This window comes from Dyella sp. 01L423, assembly GCF_056399945.1.
Map to the genome: position 1 here is coordinate 142897 of NZ_JBFTSI010000002.1, position 17160 is coordinate 160056.

Here is a 17160-nt window from a genome sequence, read left to right on the forward strand (position 1 = left end):
GGACCATCGACGGATAGCAGTAGGCCGATGAGCGGGCACTGTGTGGTGTCAGTGGCGGTGCAGTAGGTGTAGCGAGATTGGCGTACGCCGTCGGGTGCACTAGCGGAGCTACCGCACGAGTAACTGATCGCGCCATTGATCGTTGAGTCAACGTGGCAAAGGGCAGTGTTCCAGCCGGAGGCGTTATAGACCCAATCTTTCTTATCGACTAGGGCGCCAGCAACGTTCAGAGTTCGGTGTTCAAAAGGAAGACGGAGTGCTTCATCCCAGTCTGTCTGAATTGTGCGTTGTTCTGCTCGTCCCGCCGACTGAACGACTTGGGTAATTAGGCCTGCACCGTCAGAACTGAAGGTTCTGTTCGTCGTAGTTCCATTGGAGTCCGTCGCCGTCGTCTGATTACCGTTGCCATCGTAGCCTGCGGATTGAATGGGGCAATCGGCTCCGCATGCACCCGACATGCCTGTAAGTTTGGCAACTCCCTGTTGGATGCCAAACGAATATAAGCGTGATCGCGTCCCCGCAGAGGAAACCTGGTCGGTCACCTTTACGCTGCCGTCGCTGTTGTATACGAAGCTTGCTTGGTTAACGTTACCAGCCTCGTAGGTTTGCGATACCCGGCCCTGGCTATCGTATGTGAACCAAGAAAAGCGAGACTCGGAGCCCCCTGCCGGTGAATAACCCCATCCGGTGAGAACTGTTAGCCCCGGGCTTTCATAGTGGTACGTTACAGATGATCCGTCGGGATAAGTCACCTTTGAGAGGTACGACGAATCATAGGTGTACGTCCAAACATTCCCCTGGCTATCGGTTACTGACTGGATCGTCCCCGTGAGCCCATTTGATTGGGTGTAGTAATTGAACGTAAGTCTGCGACCAAAGTCATCGACAACCGTCAGAAGAAGGCTGGTAGTCGGATCATAGTTGAGAGTTAGAGCACGTCCGCTTCTGTGCGTGATTCGCACGAGCTTCCCCGAATGGTCGTAGACTTCGGTGTCTCCCGTGTCCTCGTCAAAATACGTCCAGTTGAGGGTCGCTTCAGTCTCGTCGGTTGCTTGGGATAGGACACTGTGGACATCAGTATGAATCGCCCAGAGTTTTGTAGACAGTCGTCAGCCGTTTAGTGCGTACCGCTTCTCGAACTCTATCGGGGATAGCCCGTTGTTGGAACTGTGTCGTCGTTTCGGGTTGTAGAACATCTCGATGTATTGGAAGACATCAGCGCGTGCCTCGTCATGGTTGCTGTAGATCCGACGCTTGATCCGCTCACGCTTCAGCAGCTGGAAGAAACTCTCCATCGCTGCGTTGTCATGGCAGTTCCCTCGCCGACTCATACTGCACACGATGTCGTGCTCACGCAGAAAGCTTTGCCAGTCTTCACTGGTGAATTGCGTTCCCTGGTCGGAGTGCAGAAGCAGGCCGGGGCCGGGCTTGCGACGCCACACTGCAGCTAACAAAGCCTGCAGAACCAGGTCGGTGTGCTGCGTTGGCCGGGTTGCCCAACCAACGATTTGGCGTGAGAACAAATCGAGCACCACCGCCAAATACAGGAAGCCGTCATAAGTGCGGATATAGGTGATGTCCGTGACCCATGCGCGATTGGGTTCGCTGACCTTGAAGCCGCGAGCCAAGACGTTGCTAGCCACTGACCCTGCTGGACCATTCAATGGTCGTGGTCGACGCCCGTAGCCCACCATGGCCCGTAGCCCCTCGCTCTTCATCAAGCGCGCTACGCGATGACGACTACACGTCTCGCCAAGCTCACGCAGATCTGTGGTGATCTTGCGATGACCATACACAGAGCCACTTTCCAACCAGCTGTGTTTGATCAGCCCGAGCAGTCGCTGGTCGTCTCGCTCGCGAGCGCTTGCTGGTCCTTGACGCCACGCGTAGTAGCCGCTGCGATGGACGCCCAGCATCCGGCACATCGCCGCCAGTCCGAACAGATCTGCATGCTGCTTCATGAAGGCGTACTTTGCTCTCACCCCTTGGCAAAGTACGCGGCGGCTTTTTTTAGGATGTCTCGCTCTTCAGTGACGCGGCGTAACTCCGCCTTGAGACGACGCACCTCCGCGCTCTGATCCTGCTCGACGCGCCGGCCAACTTCGCCCTTGCCTTGCTGACGCTTCCAGCCATACAGGCTGTGAATCGACACGCCCAGACGCTCGGCAACCTCTGCTACTGGACGCCCGTACTCGACGATCTGCCGGACCGCCTCGATCTTAAATTCATCGGTGTAACGCGTTGAACTCATAACCACCTCCGCCTAAGCCATAGTTTATGGCTGCGAGGTGTCTACGGAACCCTGGGCGATTCAATCTGCCACATGAAACCGTCAGCAACATCCACGGGATCTTTGATGGACGGGCGGCATTCGTTACATCCTGGTTTACGACTTTTATCGGGTTGCCTGCTCGTTGCTGTATTCGTCATGTAGCACGTTGTAGCTCCTTGGGCAAAGCCTTGCGGGCATGAAAGCTGTCGGCCGACCTGAATGTTTGGTGGGAAGGACAGCGTGCCACTACATCCAGGGCCGTTCGAGAGCGTGGCTCCGCCTGCCTGCCACCATCTGATGCCATACCAGCGCCCCATGGATGTGTAGACGACCCATCCGTTGTTGGAATCCCCCCCATTCGTGATGCCGTTCGCCATTGATGTGGAGGATAACGAGGCGAACTGATTGCTGGTCCAGTATGTGAGCGTACACGGGGCATAGGCATGATTGAGCCTAGCCTCTACGTCCGCTACTGCAGCTTCAAAGCTCGAAAAGTGCACATTGACGATGTATCCGCCCCAAACATAGTCAGCCGTTCCGACCATAGGATCAATGCATCGAACGGTGCTCAGCGAACAGTCCACATCGACCGCAATAGCCAGTGTTGTGAAGAGAGAAAGGAGCAGGGTTAGAAGGGCGCGCTGTGCAATAGACAGCCTGAGGCTCCTGCCAAAAATAGTCAGCATTGTTTCCCCCAAAGACATCCAAGTTGTCGATATGCGCGGTTGTTTCGGCACTAGACGTTGTAGCAAACGACACCTGAAGGTGACTACGCGGCAATCGTGACTTGAGTCACGTTTGGGCAGCGGTATTCCTTAAGGCAGAGACAGTCATATGCCATCGTTCAATATGAACTTGAGGACGACCTTGACCCGACGGCTAATTAGGAACTCGGATATCAACTATCTGTGCCTGTATCTATAGACGTAATTCAGGGCGCCGTTCAGCCCAATGCCACGAGAGCATCGTCGGTTAGCGGAAGTACGAATCGGTTATCTATAGCCAACGCAGGTTGAAACCCGGGGTCCGAGTGGGCTTACGCCGCGACCGACAGAGGCCCGGGACTAAAAGCCCGACAGGCGCCATCAAAGAAAAAGGCCCGACATAGTCGGGCCTTTTCTTTGAAATCAAATCTGGTACCGGTGATAGGACTCGAACCTACACGACATCGCTGCCAGTGGATTTTGAGTCCACCGCGTCTACCATTCCGCCACACCGGCATTGCAGCGACGCATTATGCCGGGTTCAGTGGACCGGGTCGAGCCCCAGTTGGCGGTCGGAGCGCTGGTACTGGTTGTGGCCCAGGGGCTGGAACACGGCGCAGTGGGTCATGGCGCCCGAATAGATGTGCAGGCTCACGGCGACGGCGTCGTCGCTGGGGTTGCGGATGGTGTGGTACTCGTGGGGCGGGATCAGGCTGCCGGCGGAGCCGGGGCCGGCCTGGATCGAGCCCACGGGCTGGAAGCAGTAGTTGCCGTCTTCGTCGGCGAGGCGCTCGTACTGGACCACTTCAAGCGCGCCGCTCCAGACGCCTTCCACGCACCACATGCCGCAGTGGTCATGGATCGGGGTGCCCTGGCCGGGTCCCCAGGTCATGGCGACCACGCAGTAGCCGAGATCCTCGCTGCGGTAGAGCTCGCGGCGGGCGTAACGCCCCTCGGCGGTCTCGAAGACGCACTCGGGAAGCGTCACCTGCTGGCTGCGGATGAGGCTGCACAGGCTGTTGCGCAGGCTGTCGGTGACGGCGCGCGTGGTGTCCTGAGACACGGCCGCGTCGATGGCGTCGATGAGCTTGCGGGAGCCGGGGAAGTCCAGGGTAAGCATGGTGTTCTCGAGGTTCGTGCTACGAGGCCATCTTAGCAGCGCCGGCGGAGCGCCGCAGGCGGCTCGTTCAGAGTCCGCCGAGGAAGCCGCCTATGGCGCGGCTGTAGTTGGGGATGTCAACCAGGAATGCATCATGTCCCTGCGGCGAATTGAGCGCGACGAATTCCACTGCGGCGCCAGCCGCGCGCAGGCCGTCGGCAATCTGCTCCTGCTGTTCCAGCGGGAACAGGATGTCGGTGCTCACGCCGATCACCATGGCCTTTTCCACGCCGATGCGCTTGAGGCCTTCCATCACGTTGCCGTTGCCGTACTCGGCCATGTCGAACCAGTCGCTGGCACGCGAAAGATACAAATAACTGTTCGGGTCGAAGGTGTGCACGAAGCGTTGCGCGTGTCCTTCGAGGTAGGACTCCACTTCGAATTCGAGACCGAACGGATTGTCGTCGCGCTGCTCGGGATCGAGCCGGATGCGCGCAAAGCGACCGTTCCATTCCATCGCGGAGCGGTAAGTGATCACGCCGAGCTTGCGCGCGATGCTCATGCCGTCGACGGGATAGTCGTCATCGGCGTAGTGGCCGTTGTTCCAGTGCGGATCGAGCCGGATGGCTTCGCGCTGCAACGAGCGGATGGCAATCGCGAACGGCTGTGCCTGCGGGGCGGTGTCCACGCTGATGTGCGCGCGCACGCTGCCGGGGTGCAGAACCATGTAAGCCAGCGCGCTCATGCCGCCCATGGAGCAGCCGATCAGGCAGGCGAGTTGTTCGATGCCGAGGCTTTGGACGGCGACGTGCGCGGCGTTGGCCACGTCTTCCAGCGACAGCTCGGGAAAGTCCAGGCGATAGGCCTCGCCCGTGGCCGGGTTGATCGACCGGGCACAGGTCGAGCCCTTATCGCTGCCCAGCGAGTTCACGCAGATGACGAACCAGCGCGAGCTGTCGATCGCCTTGCCCGGGCCGATCATGGCTTCCCACCAGCCGTCGGACGGATCTTCCGCATTGGACGCGGCGTGCGCGCTGGGGGAGAGGCCGGTGAGGATAAGCACGGCGTTGTCGCGCGCGCTGTTCAACTCGCCCCAGGTTTCGTACGCCACGCTGGCCTCGCGCAATGCTCCACCCCGTTTCATCGCGAAGGGCGAGGGCAGGGCGCAGTAGCGGCGGGCGTCGTGTGTCATTCGTGAACCTTGTCGATGCTGATCTTGATCGGCGCTTGCGTGCTCACCGCGACCACGCCGGCATCGCCCTCCAGGTCGCCCGGCTGGGCGATGGCCTGGCCGCTCTTGCTGATGCGGGCGCCCACGAACACGCGTGGCACCGAGGATAGTTTGAGTTGCGGCGTCATGCCCATCGTATCGTTCAAGGTGACGGTGGCGGGCAGGGCGTTGGCGTCCAGCTTGGCCACGGCCAGCGGCATCGGCGGACCGTGCTCGGCGCGCGCGTAGACGAATAGCGTATCGCCTGCCGCAAGCTTGCTCTTGAGCGCCGGCGAGAGCGCCACCTGCACTTGCAGCGACGGCTGCGCGGCGGGCGTTTCTGGCGTGGTCTTGCCCGCGCCGTTCACTCGCGCATCGGCGACGGCGATTTGCTCGGCCACGGCCTTGGCCACGTTGGAATCCGGATCCAGCTGCGGCTGCAACTGGCGCCAGGTGGCGGCGGCTTGCGCGTATTGATCGTGCTGGAACTGGCTGATGCCGAGCAGCCACATACCGCGCTGGCTTTGCGGGTCGAGCTTCACGGCGCGTTCGAGCAGCTCCTGCGCGCGGCCGTCGATGCGGTGATCCTCGCGCAGCAGCGAATCGGCTTCGGCCCAGCCGACCATGGCGACACTGTTGTCGGGATCGATGCGCAGGGCTTCGTCGTACGCATGGCGTGCATCGGCGGCGCGGTGCATCACGCTATAGGTCTGGCCCAGCAGCATCCAGCCCTGCAGGTCGTCCGGTTTCTGCACGAGGTGCGCGTTCAACTCGTCGACCGCCTGGTCGATGCTCATGCCGGCGTCGGCTTTGGGCACACCATCGAGTACGACAGGCGTGCCTACCGCGAGGTAAAGGCCGATCGCCGCCAGCGGCAGGGAGAACGCCACGATCATGGCGAGCGCAAAGACGCCGCGCGGGCGGCCGAGTCGGCGTCCGTGACGCACCAAGGGCAGCAAAACGAGCAACAGCGCCGCAACGATCATCGCCGCGGCGATCAGATAAAAAGCCAGCCTCACCAGTCGTCCCCTTCATCGGTCGGCTTGTCGTTGGCGGCGGTGCCCGCAGCGCGACCGCGCCGACGCACCGTCACCACCACCACGGCCGCACCGGCCAGCAAGATCACCAATGGTCCAAACCACAGCAGCAGCGTGCTGGTTTTCACCGGTGGGTCATACAACACGAAATCGGAATAGCGATCGACCAGGTATTGCTTGATCTCCTCGTCGCTCTTGCCCTGTTGCATCAGGTTGAACACTTCGTGGCGTAGATCGCGTGCGAGGTCGGCGTTGGAGTCGGCGAGGTTTTCGTTCTGGCAGACCAGGCAACGCAGTTCGCGCGTGAGGCTTTGGAAGCGGACTTCCTGGGCGTGATCCTTGAACGGAAGCGGATCGATGGCCTGGGCGAAGGCGATGCTGGCGACGAAGAACAACAGCAGAACCTGTGGGAGCGCACCCTGTGCGCGACGCCAGACTGGCCGCTTCGTAGGATTGTCGCGCACAGGGTGCGCTCCCACAAAAAAGCGGCGGATCATGGCTGTTCCTTGGACAACGCCATAATGGCGGGCTTCAATTCCTTCGCAATAACCTCGGGCGTCAGCGGCCCGATGCGCTTGTAGCGGATCACGCCCTTGCCATCGACCAGAAAACTTTCCGGCGCGCCATACACGCCAAAATCAATCGCGGTGCGCCCTTCGCGATCAACGATGATCATGTCGTACGGGTTGCCGTGCTTGGCCAGCCAGTCCTTGGCATCTTCCGGCGCATCTTTGTAGTTGTAACCCACGACCGGCACGCCGATGGTCTTGCCTTCGGTCATCAGCACGGGATGTTCTTCGCCGCAGGCGATGCACCAGCTGGCGAATACGTTGATCAGGTAGGGCTTGCCAAGCATGGCGTCGCGGCTGACGGTCTGCGCGGGATCGTCGAGCTTGGGCAGCACGAACGCCGGTGCAGGTTTGTTGATCAACGGCGAAGGCACTTCGCGCTGGTCGTGCTGGGTGTTCCACCAGATGCCGAAGCCGAACAAGGCCACCAGAAGCAGAAAGCCGAAGAAGGGAATCAGGCGGCTCATGCGCGCGACTCCTGCAAGGTGGCTGCGGGAATCGTTGCCGTCTCGGCCACGCGCTTGGTGCGGAAACGGCGATCGGCCGCGGCAAAGAAACCGCCCAGCATCATCAACAGGCCGCCCGCCCAGATCCAGCGCACAAAGGGCTTGTCGTAGAGGCGCAGCGCCCACGCGCCTTCCGGCTGCTTCGCATCCATCGGCTCACCGAGTGCCACATACAGATCACGGAAAAGGCCGGGGTTGATCGCCGACTCCGTCTGTACCTGGCCGCGCAGGTAGGTGCGTTTCTGCGGATGCATCACGGCGACGGTGCTGCCGTTGCGCGTCACGGTGACCGTGCCTTGGTCACCTTGCCAGTTTGGGCCTTGCGTGTGCTGCACGCCGTCGAAACGGAATTCGTAGCCGCCGATGCTTTCGGTCTGGCCCGGCGCCACGCGCACGTCACGCTCCACGCTCAGCGCATTGGTGAGCAACACACCGGCAAGGAACACGCCCGCGCCGAAATGGGCGAGCAGCATGCCGGCCATCTCGGCGGGATAACGTCGGCCGGCGGGCATCTCGCGCCAACGCTTGAAGACGTAAAGCAGCGTGCCGAAGCAGCACCACACGGCCGCCGCGGTGCCGGCAATCGCCTTGCTCTCGCCACTGGTGACAAATGCCGCGACGATGGCGCAGGCGATGGCCGCAAGACCTGCACGCCACATCACCTTCTTCAGTACCGGCACATCGCTCTTGCCCCAGCGCAGGTACGGGCCGAACGGCAGCAGCAGCACCACAGGCAGCATCAGCAGGGTGAACAGGAAACCGAAATACGGCGGGCCCACCGAAATCTTGCCGAGATTCAGCGCATCGCCGAGCAAGGGGAACAAGGTGCCGAGGAGCACCATGGCCGCGGCCACGGTGAACATCAGGTTGCCGATAAGGATGGCTGTTTCGCGCGACACCACGGCAAACGGCTTGCCGCCAGCCACTTTCGGTGCGCGTATCGCATAGAGCAGCAGCGAACCGCCCACCACGATGGCGAGGAAGCACAGGATAAACAGGCCGCGACGCGGATCGGAAGCGAACGCATGCACCGAGGTGAGCACGCCCGAACGGACCAGGAACGTACCCAGCAGCGAAAGCGAGAACGCGAAGATGGAAAGCAGGATGGTCCAGGCACGTAGGCCACCGCGCTTTTCCGTCACGGCCTGCGCGTGAATCAAGGCCGCGCCGATGAGCCACGGCATGAAGCTCGCATTCTCCACCGGATCCCAGAACCACCAGCCGCCCCAGCCAAGCTCGGCATACGCCCACCAGCTGCCCGCGACGATGCCGGCGGTGAGGAAGCCCCATGCCACGTTGGTCCACGGACGCGCCCAGCGCACCCAGGCCTGTTCCAGTTCGCCACCCAACAGCGCTGCGATGGAGAACGCGAACGCGACGGAGAAGCCGACGTAGCCCATGTAGAGCACGGGCGGGTGGAAGGTCATGCCCGGATCCTGCAGCACCGGGTTGAGATCGCCGCCATCGGGCGGCATCGGCAACAGGCGCGCAAACGGATTGGACGTGAAGATGATGAAGGCGAGGAAGCCGACGGCAACGAGGCCCAACACGCCGAGCACGCGCGCCACGAACACCTCGGGCAGGTTGCGGCTCAGCACAGCAAGCGCGAGGGTCCACAGGTTGAGGATGAAGATCCACAACAGCAGCGAACCTTCGTGCGCGCCCCATACGGCGGCGACGCGGTAGTACCACGGCAACGCGAGGTTGGAGTTGTCGGCGACATACTGCACCGAGAAGTCGAACGACAGGAACGACCACACCAGCAATCCGAACGCGAGCGACACGAACACCGCTTGTCCCGCCGCGGCAGGGCGCGCCACCGACATCAGTGCGCGGCTTCCGGTCCATCCGCCGATCAGCGGCAGCACACCTTGTGCAAGCGCGAGCAGCAGCGCGAGGATCAGCGCGAGTTGGCCAAGTTCGGGCGTCATTGCGGTTTGTCCTGTCCGACTTCCTCGTTCACTTTCTTCCCTTCGTGGGCCTTGGCCATGGCGTCCTTCAGCTCTTTGGGCATATAGGTTTCGTCATGCTTGGCCAGCACTTCGGTGGCGATGAAGCGGGCGTTGTCCATGTGGCCGGTGGCGATCACCGATTGGTTGTCGCGAAACAGGTCGGGCAGGATGCCGGTGTATTCGACCGGCATCGAGCCGCTCGCATCGACCACGGTGAAGGTGACCTTCAGCGATTCCTTGCTGCGCTGGATCGAACCGGATTTGACCATGCCGCCAAGGCGGAAGGTCTTGTAACTGGTGGCTTGGCCGGTCTGCACCTGGCTCGGCGTGAACAGGTAATTCATGTTCTGCTGCAGGGCGAACACGATCAGCGCCACCGCGACCAGGGCGGCGGCTATCACGAGTAGAACGATGGTAAGCCTGCGCTTGCGTGTGGGGTTCATGCTCATTCGCGTAGGTGCGTCTTAGGGCGCTGTAGGGTTGCGTTGCTGGCGTGCCGCCTGGCGCGCCATGCGACCGCGCAGCTCGCGCAGGTTGCGGCGGCGGCGCAGCCACGGATTGATGTAGTCGGCGATCAGCACGATGAAGAACACCGCGTAGGCAGGCCATACGTACATGGCGTAGCCACCCATGGCGAAGAACGCGCTCATGCCTGTCCCTCGCGCTGTGCGATTTGCTTCACCCAATCCTTGCCGCTTTCCAGCGACAGCAGATCAGTGCACACGCGACCGAACAGGCTGGCGACGTAATAGAACTTGGTGGCGGCCATCATGGTGAGCAGGGGCCACAGCATGGCGGTGCTGATCTTCGACGGGCCGAGGATGCGAATCGTGGAGCCCTGGTGCAGCGTGTTCCACCAGTTCACCGAGAAATGCACGATCGGCACATTGATGATGCCGATGATGGCGAGGAAGGCTGCGGCGCGCGCGCCCTGGCGGCGATCTTCGAAGGAGTGATACAGGCCGATCACGCCCAGATAAAGGAACAGCAGCACGAGTTCGGAGGTGAGGCGTGCATCCCACGTCCACCAGGTGCCCCACATCGGCTTGCCCCACAGCGAACCGGTGACCAGTGTGACGAAGGTGAAGGCCGCGCCGATCGGCGCCGATTCCATCGCCACCACTTCGGCCAGCTTGATGCGCCATACCAGCGAAATAAACGAAGCCACCGCCATCAATCCGTAGATGAACAGGCTCATCCATGCGCAGGGCACGTGGATGAAGATGATGCGGTAGGCGTCACCTTGCTGATAATCGGCGGGGGCAAGCACCAGGCCGCCATACAGCGCAACCGCACCCGTCAACAGGGCGAGGCCCAGGGCCCAGGGTCGCAGCGTGCCGGCAAACCGATAGAAGTTCGGTGGCGAGCTGAGCTTGTGTACCCACAAGGGTATCCAGTTGGCCATTGTCTTATGCGTCCAGAGCTATGCGGAGGGCGGTGGCGCACGCCAGGGGGGCAAGCACCAGGGCCATGACCAGCGCGGCGCCCAGCCAGGCGATGGGCGCGAGCCACGGCAGCCCTTGTTGAGCCGCGGCGACAGCGCCGGCGGCAAAGATCACCACGGGTACGCACAGCGGCAGCAGCATCAGCGCCAGCAGCATACCAGAGCGCCTGCTGCCGGCCGTGAGCGCCACCAGCACCGCGCCGAGCAGGCTCAGCAACGGCGTGGAGAGCAGCAGCGCGTAAACCAGCACCGGCATCACTGCGGTCGGCAAATGCAGCATGCCCGCCAGTAAAGGCGCGATGACGATGAGCGGCAAAGCCGTGGTGATCCAGTGCGCAAGAATTTTCATGCCAAGCATGAGTGCCAGCGGCTGGGGTGAAAGGATGAGTTGTTCCAGCGATCCGTCTTCGATATCGCTGCGAAACATCGCATCGAGGGCCAGCAGCATGGCCAGCAGCATGGTCACCAGCACCGCGCCGCCGGCAATCCGCTGCAGCAGCGCTTCCTCCGGTCCCAGGGCGAATGGAAACAGCGTGATGACGATCAGCGCATACAGCACTGGCATGACGATATCGCCACGACGACGCCAGGCCAGGGTGAGATCGCGGCGCAGGACGGCGACGCAGGCGGGTCCGAGCGGCGCGTGATTCATGCGTGCATGCGCACCCGTTTCGGCTCGCCATTGAGGAAACTGACCGCGCCATGGCTGGTCACCAGCGCGGCGCCGCCCTCCGCTGCATGTTGGGTGAGCAGGCGATTGACCAGTTCGATGCCGGTGCGATCGAGGTTGGCGTACGGTTCGTCCAGCAGCCACAGCGTGGCCGGCAGCAACAGCAGGCGCGCGAGCGCGGCACGTTTTTTCTGACCCGCGGAAAGTCGCCGCACAGGCTCGTCTTCGTAGCCGGCGAGGCCGATGTCGGCGAGCACGCCATCGACGCTGCGCCCATCGCGTGCGCCATACAGGCCGGCGGCAACGGCCAGGTTCTCCCGCGCGCTGAGATCGGACTTCAGGCCCAGGTGGTGGCCGAGGAATTGCGTGTCGCCCAGGTGTTCGTCGCGTCGCCACGCCTGGCCGCGCCATTCCAGCGAACCTTCGTCGATATGCAGCAAACCGGCGAGGATGCGCAGCAAGGTGGTCTTGCCGCTGCCGTTGTCGCCTTCCACCAAGGCCACTTCACCCTCGTGGAGGCAGAAGTCCAGCGGGCCGAACACGGGTTCGTCCTGGCGGTAAAACGAGAGCGCCCGGGCCTCGAGCAGAGGCGGAGCGACGGCGGTGGAAGCGGTCATTCCTCGATTGTCCGCAATGCCCGGCAGGCTTGTCCATGCGGCGGGGTGCCGCCAGCCCAATCAGCGATATCAGGGTGCATTTCTGGCGTGGCGGGCATGGCTTATCCCTGCGGTGCGAGACGCAGGTGGGCCGGCATCGCGCCTTCGCCGTGGACGTAGCCCACTTGTCCAAATCGCTGGGCCAGCGCGTCGAGTGCTGGTACCCCCGGTCCGACCACCCAAAGGCTGGCCTCTTTCCATGAGCCGTCGCGGTTGATGCCCAGTCCTGGGCGAATGACCGCGGTTTCGGGCAGGGCGCGCAGCGCAGCCAGCAGGGCGCGCTGGGCGATCCAGTTGTCCGGGCGTGGCAAGGGTTTGGAAAACGGGTTCCATGCCGTGATGAAACCCCAAGGCAAGTTCCCCGCTGGATCGCGCAGTTCCCCTGGCAACGGCTGATCGATGCGGATGGTCACCCAGCCGCCGCGCGCCAGGCGCACCCGATAATCGGTGGCCCGGTACGCGGCAAGCAGGGCCTCATCCATGCCGCAGATCGGGCAGGGCGGGAAGCGTGGCGCGCAGGGCGACGACGGCGGCATTCAGATCGACTGATGCGGCATCGGCCGAGCCACGCAGCAGCTGGTCCAGCAGCACGTCCTGCGCACGCCCGCGTTCATAGGCATACGCGTACGGCAGATGCGTGAAGGTGACCATGCGATAGCGCGCCATGAAATGTTCCGGTGCGCGCTCGGCCAGCAGGGCGCCCAATGCACGCTTGGCGAGATAATGCGGATCGGCCACCGAGTCGCGCATTTCCACGTAATTTTCCAGCGCCATCGCGGCGATGGCGTCGCTGTTCGGCTGGCGGATGCGCTGGAATTGGGCGAACACGTCGGCGGTGTCGTCCGGCGATTCGGCCAGCAATGAGGCGAGCACCACGGTGTCTTCAAAGCCGCAGTTCATGCCCTGGCCGTGGAACGGCACGATGGCGTGCGCGGCATCGCCGATCAGCAGCGCTCGACCGTCCAAGTGCCAGCGCTCCAGATACAGCGTGGACAGCGTGCCGACCGGATGGCCGTCATAGTCGTTGGCGAAATCCGGAATCAGCGGCAGCAGATCGGGGAAGTCCTGCTCGAAGAACGCACGCGCATGACTGGCGTCGCCCAGCGTGGCGAAGCTGGGATGCGGACCCTGAGCCGGCAGGAACAAAGTGACGGTAAAGCTGCCCTCGGTGTTGGGCAGCGCGATGCACATATAGCCCCCGCGCGGCCAGATATGCAGCGCATGCGGTTCCAGCGCGAACTGGTCGTGGCCACCGCTGCGGTTGATCAGTTCGTCGCCGAGCCCGCCGGCGGGCGGGATTTCCAGCTCCTTGTACGCGTGGCCCAGCGATTCCACCCGCTCACCCAGCGGCGAGTACGCGTTCATCGCTGCACGCAGTGACGAGCCCGCGCCATCGGCGCCGATCACGATGGGCGCGTCGAGCTCGCGCGTCACGCCTTGCTCGTCGACCAACTGCAGGCGCTGCCGATCGAAATCGGCATGCGCCAACGACTGTCCGAAATGGAACTTGACGCCCGCGGCTTCGGCAGCGTCCAGCAACAACATATTGAGCGCGCCGCGCGAGACGGACCAGATCACTTCGCTGTCGTCCACGCCGTAGCGTTGCAGGCCGGAGCGCCCGTCGGTGGTGTGCACCATGCGACCGCGCATCATCACCGCACGCTGCAGCACGTCGCCTGCGAGTCCAGCTTCGCGCAGCGCCTGCAGGCCGCGCTCGGCCAGCGCGAGATTGATCGAGCGACCGCCGGTGAAGCCGGCGACGCGCGGGTCAGGGCGTTTTTCGAAGACGTCGACGGCGAAACCGCGTCCCGCCAATTGCTGCGCCAGCAAGGCGCCGACCAGGCCGCCGCCGATAAGAGTGAGGTGCTTCGCCATGGAGTCCCGCTGTCAGGTCGCAACGCTTAAAGGGCTGAGAGTAGCGTGTCGCGGGCGGGTGGGCGATGCGCAGTGCGGCAAGGCGGTGGATGGCCCGCGCAGGCAGGGCGAGCGTCCCTCAAAAACTCATGAAATACCCGCCGTTGACCGGTAGGTTCGCGCCCGTGATATAGCCAGCGTCATCGGCAGTCAGGAAGGCAACCGCACGGGCAATATCCCCCGGCGATCCAAGCCGGCCTACCGGAATATCCGAGATGATCTGCTCGCGGATATCCTGCGGCACCGCGGCCACCAGAGCCGTATCGCAATAGCCCGGCGATACGGTGTTCACCGTCACGCCCTTGCGCGCCGTCTCGCGCGCCAGCGCCATGCCGAAGCCATGCACGCCGGCCTTGGCGGCGGAGTAGTTGGTCTGGCCGAACTGCCCGGTCTGCCCATTGACCGAGCTGAGGTTCACGATGCGGCCAAAGCCACGCGTAGTCATGCCTTCGACCACGTTGCGGCACATGTTGAAGACGCCATCCAGATTCACCCGCATCAACTCATGCCATTGCTGCGGCGTCATCTTGCGCAGGCTGGTGTCGCGAGTGATGCCGGCGGCGTTGACCAGAATGTCTACGCTGCCGTGCTGCCGTTCCACCCGTCCGATCAACTCAGCGCAGCCGTCGAAATGGCTGACATCGGCGGGCTCGAACTTCACCGCGCCATTGAGATCGGCCAGCTCGTGCTGGAACGCCTGCAGCCGCTCTTCGCGACCCGCCAGGTCGACGGCGATTACCTGCCGCCCTGCCTGGGCCAGCTGCCGACAGATCTCGGTACCGAGACCGCCGATGCCGCCCGTGACGATGGCAACGCGAGAGTTGCGAGTGTGGGAATTCATGTGAAGGACTCGTGCACATGCCGCAGGGCAGCACGTGTTGTGCTGCAGCGGCGAATGAGACGGCAGGGTGGCCGGCGTGTAGGCGCCGGCCGCGGCGAATCAGCCGGGCTTCTTGGTGCCGCTGCGCGGCGGCTGGCCCTGCGTGGCAGCGTCGATCAGGCCGCGCTGCATGTTGCGCCAGGCATCCATGTTGCGCTCGGTCAGATCATTGAGCATGGACCACGGCGTCTGGCCCAGCAGGCTGTTCAGCTGGGTGCGGAACTGCTGCTGCTGGTCAAGGAAGACCTGCAGGCTGCGCTCCAGGTAAGGGCCCATGAAACCCTGCAGCGAGTCGCCGTAGAAGCGGATGATCTGGCTGAGCAGTTGGGGAGAGAGCATCGGCTGCCCCTTTTCCTCATGCTCAGAGATGATCTGCAACAGCACCGAACGGGTGAGATCCTCACCGCTCTTGGCGTCACGGACTTCGAAGGTTTCGTTGTCGAGCACGAGCTGACGGACTTCCTCCAGCGTGATGTAGCTGGAGATTTCCGTGTCGTAGAGTCGACGGTTCGGATACTTCTTAATGGTGCGCATCGTTTGTGCCATGCACACAAACTAGCAGAAGGTATTGCGGCGCACCAGTCGCCCAAGTGGTATTAATTGCTGCACTGGCCCGTCGCAGCAAATGCTGTTAGATCAAATACCTGCTGGTTGTTGCCGGTTTGTGCCGGATTGGGAACATTCCGGCACCGCTTAATGCCCGCCAGGGCCTCCCGCCGAGCCAAACGGCGGCTTGGCCAGCCAGATCACCGGGATCAGCACCAGGAACAGGACGGCGCAGAGCAGGAAGATATCGTTCACCGCCAGGGTAAGCGCTTCGCGGTTCACCAGCTGATCGACGATGCCCAGCGCCTGGGTCTGGCTGTTGCCGGCGTGGGTAAGCTGCGACAGGACCTGGGTGGCCGGCTGGCTGGCGCTGGTCACGTTCTCGCTCAGGGTGGCGTGATGCAGGATGCCGCGGTGCTGCCATAGCGTCACGGTCACCGCGGTGGATACGCTCGAGCCCAGTGTGCGGAAGAAGTTGGCCAGGCCGCTGGCGCTGGCAATCTCGTTTGCGGGCAGTCCCGCCAGATAGATCTGGTTGAGTGGGATGAAGAAGCAGGGGATGGCAATACCCATCACGAAGCGCGGCCACACCAGCGAGTTGAACGACGCCGAGCTGTCGTAGGTGGAGAACCAGTAGGAGGTGGCGGCGAACACCACGAAGGCGAACGTCACCACCGCGCGCAATTCCAGCCTGTGCATATTGCGCCCGAGGATGGGCGAAAGCAGGAAGGCCAGGATGCCTACCGGCGCCGTGGCCAGACCGGCCCAGGTGGCTGTGTAGCCCAGCGTGGTCTGCAGCCACAGCGGAAACACCACGTTGATGCCGAAGAACGCGAACATGCCCAGCGACAGCGCCACCACGCCCGCGGTGAAATTGCGTTCCTTGAACAGGCTCAGTTCCACCACCGGATGCTTGGCGTGCAGCTCCCACACCACCAGGAAGACCAGGCAGATCAGTGCGATCAGGCCCAGCGTGGTGATCATCGGCGAGGAGAACCAGTCATGGTCGTTGCCGTTGTCCAGCATGAACTGCAATGAGCCCACGCCGACCACCAGCAGCACCAGGCCGATCACGTCGATCGGCGACTGATAGGTCTTGGTTTCGCGCTTGCGCAGCAGCGCCCAGGTGATCACGCCGGCGAGGACTCCCACCGGCAGGTTGATGTAGAAAATCCACGGCCAAGAGAAGTTGTCGGTGATCCAGCCACCCAGGATCGGTCCGAAGATCGGCGCCACCACCACGGTCATCGCCCACAACGCGAGCGCGACGCCTTGTTTGGTCTTCGGATAGCTCGCCAGCAGCAACGTGAGCGACAGCGCCACCATCGGGCCGGAGCCGGCGCCCTGCATCAGGCGCGCAAACACCAGCATGGGCATCGACGTGGCCAGGCCGCATAGCATGGAGAACACCACGAACAGGCCGACGGAGACGACAAAGGTCTTCACCTCGCCGAAGCGGCGCGCGATCCAGCCGGTGAGCGGCTGCATGATGGCGCTGGCCAGCGAGTACGAGCTGATCGTCCAGGTGCCTTCGCTCGCGCTCACGCCAAGGCTGCCCGCGATGTGCGGCACAGCCACGTTGACGATGGTCATGTCCAGCACCTCCATGAAGGTGCTGAAGGCGACGGCGATGGTCAGCAAGACCAGCGCGGTACCGTGCAAGGGCGGAAGCGGCTTGTCTTCGGTGGGGTTGGCGGCCAT

At 62.8% G+C, this 17160-nt stretch carries 17 protein-coding genes and 1 tRNA gene; all 18 read right to left on the reverse strand.

Going from position 1 to position 17160, the window contains the following annotated elements; translation table 11 throughout:
* Window positions 1-1109: 1109 nt before the first annotated feature.
* The 18 genes from AC1DMY_RS07215 to AC1DMY_RS07300 all read right to left on the reverse strand — a co-directional run bounded on the left by AC1DMY_RS07215 (window position 1110) and on the right by AC1DMY_RS07300 (window position 17160).
* Window positions 1110-2251 (reverse strand): IS3 family transposase gene (locus tag AC1DMY_RS07215; protein ID WP_477164311.1). Its coding sequence is split into 2 segments (ribosomal slippage): window positions 1110-2014 and window positions 2014-2251, totalling 1143 coding nucleotides; the frame shifts between segments, so codons are not numbered across the junction.
* 1155 nt (window positions 2252-3406) lie between these two features.
* Window positions 3407-3492 (reverse strand) — tRNA-Leu (locus AC1DMY_RS07220).
* 25 nt (window positions 3493-3517) lie between these two features.
* Window positions 3518-4096, reverse strand: a complete 579-nt coding sequence (locus AC1DMY_RS07225) for a cysteine dioxygenase family protein (RefSeq protein ID WP_477164312.1) — start codon at window positions 4094-4096, stop codon at window positions 3518-3520.
* 67 nt (window positions 4097-4163) lie between these two features.
* The gene (gene metX, locus AC1DMY_RS07230) at window positions 4164-5267 is read right to left on the reverse strand and encodes a homoserine O-acetyltransferase MetX (protein WP_477164313.1); all 1104 of its coding nucleotides are present in this window, start codon (window positions 5265-5267) and stop codon (window positions 4164-4166) included.
* The gene (locus AC1DMY_RS07235; RefSeq protein ID WP_477164314.1) at window positions 5264-6304 is read right to left on the reverse strand and encodes a tetratricopeptide repeat protein; all 1041 of its coding nucleotides are present in this window, start codon (window positions 6302-6304) and stop codon (window positions 5264-5266) included. The genes metX and AC1DMY_RS07235 overlap by 4 nt, the downstream gene beginning before the upstream one ends.
* Window positions 6301-6819, reverse strand: coding sequence for a cytochrome c-type biogenesis protein (locus AC1DMY_RS07240; protein ID WP_477164315.1), 519 nt, complete (start codon window positions 6817-6819; stop codon window positions 6301-6303). Before AC1DMY_RS07240 ends, AC1DMY_RS07235 begins: the two co-directional genes overlap by 4 nt.
* Window positions 6816-7358: a DsbE family thiol:disulfide interchange protein gene (locus tag AC1DMY_RS07245; protein ID WP_477164316.1), complete on the reverse strand. Its 543-nt coding sequence runs from the start codon at window positions 7356-7358 to the stop codon at window positions 6816-6818. The genes AC1DMY_RS07240 and AC1DMY_RS07245 overlap by 4 nt, the downstream gene beginning before the upstream one ends.
* Window positions 7355-9328: a heme lyase CcmF/NrfE family subunit gene (locus tag AC1DMY_RS07250; RefSeq protein ID WP_477164317.1), complete on the reverse strand. Its 1974-nt coding sequence runs from the start codon at window positions 9326-9328 to the stop codon at window positions 7355-7357. The genes AC1DMY_RS07245 and AC1DMY_RS07250 overlap by 4 nt, the downstream gene beginning before the upstream one ends.
* Window positions 9325-9792: a cytochrome c maturation protein CcmE gene (gene ccmE, locus AC1DMY_RS07255; RefSeq protein ID WP_477164318.1), complete on the reverse strand. Its 468-nt coding sequence runs from the start codon at window positions 9790-9792 to the stop codon at window positions 9325-9327. The genes AC1DMY_RS07250 and ccmE overlap by 4 nt, the downstream gene beginning before the upstream one ends.
* A 21-nt stretch (window positions 9793-9813) precedes the next feature.
* On the reverse strand, window positions 9814-9999 hold the full coding sequence (ccmD, locus tag AC1DMY_RS07260; RefSeq protein WP_477164319.1) for a heme exporter protein CcmD: 186 nt from the start codon (window positions 9997-9999) through the stop codon (window positions 9814-9816).
* Window positions 9996-10754 carry a heme ABC transporter permease gene (locus AC1DMY_RS07265; protein WP_477164320.1) on the reverse strand — a complete coding sequence of 253 codons (759 nt, stop codon included), beginning with the start codon at window positions 10752-10754 and terminating at the stop codon, window positions 9996-9998. The genes ccmD and AC1DMY_RS07265 overlap by 4 nt, the downstream gene beginning before the upstream one ends.
* 4 nt (window positions 10755-10758) lie before the next feature.
* Window positions 10759-11445 carry a heme exporter protein CcmB gene (gene ccmB / locus AC1DMY_RS07270; protein WP_441604010.1) on the reverse strand — a complete coding sequence of 229 codons (687 nt, stop codon included), beginning with the start codon at window positions 11443-11445 and terminating at the stop codon, window positions 10759-10761.
* Window positions 11442-12080 carry a cytochrome c biogenesis heme-transporting ATPase CcmA gene (ccmA, locus tag AC1DMY_RS07275; RefSeq protein WP_441604011.1) on the reverse strand — a complete coding sequence of 213 codons (639 nt, stop codon included), beginning with the start codon at window positions 12078-12080 and terminating at the stop codon, window positions 11442-11444. The genes ccmB and ccmA overlap by 4 nt, the downstream gene beginning before the upstream one ends.
* A 101-nt stretch (window positions 12081-12181) precedes the next feature.
* On the reverse strand, window positions 12182-12601 hold the full coding sequence (locus AC1DMY_RS07280; protein ID WP_477164321.1) for a DUF3293 domain-containing protein: 420 nt from the start codon (window positions 12599-12601) through the stop codon (window positions 12182-12184).
* On the reverse strand, window positions 12594-13994 hold the full coding sequence (locus AC1DMY_RS07285; RefSeq protein ID WP_477164322.1) for an FAD-dependent oxidoreductase: 1401 nt from the start codon (window positions 13992-13994) through the stop codon (window positions 12594-12596). Before AC1DMY_RS07285 ends, AC1DMY_RS07280 begins: the two co-directional genes overlap by 8 nt.
* A 118-nt stretch (window positions 13995-14112) precedes the next feature.
* Window positions 14113-14874, reverse strand: a complete 762-nt coding sequence (gene phbB, locus AC1DMY_RS07290) for an acetoacetyl-CoA reductase (RefSeq protein ID WP_477164323.1) — start codon at window positions 14872-14874, stop codon at window positions 14113-14115.
* 99 nt (window positions 14875-14973) lie between these two features.
* A complete protein-coding gene (gene phaR, locus AC1DMY_RS07295; protein ID WP_046970103.1) occupies window positions 14974-15459 on the reverse strand; it encodes a polyhydroxyalkanoate synthesis repressor PhaR in 486 nt (161 codons plus the stop codon).
* A 147-nt stretch (window positions 15460-15606) separates the two neighbouring features.
* The gene (locus AC1DMY_RS07300) at window positions 15607-17160 is read right to left on the reverse strand and encodes a DHA2 family efflux MFS transporter permease subunit (protein WP_477164324.1); all 1554 of its coding nucleotides are present in this window, start codon (window positions 17158-17160) and stop codon (window positions 15607-15609) included.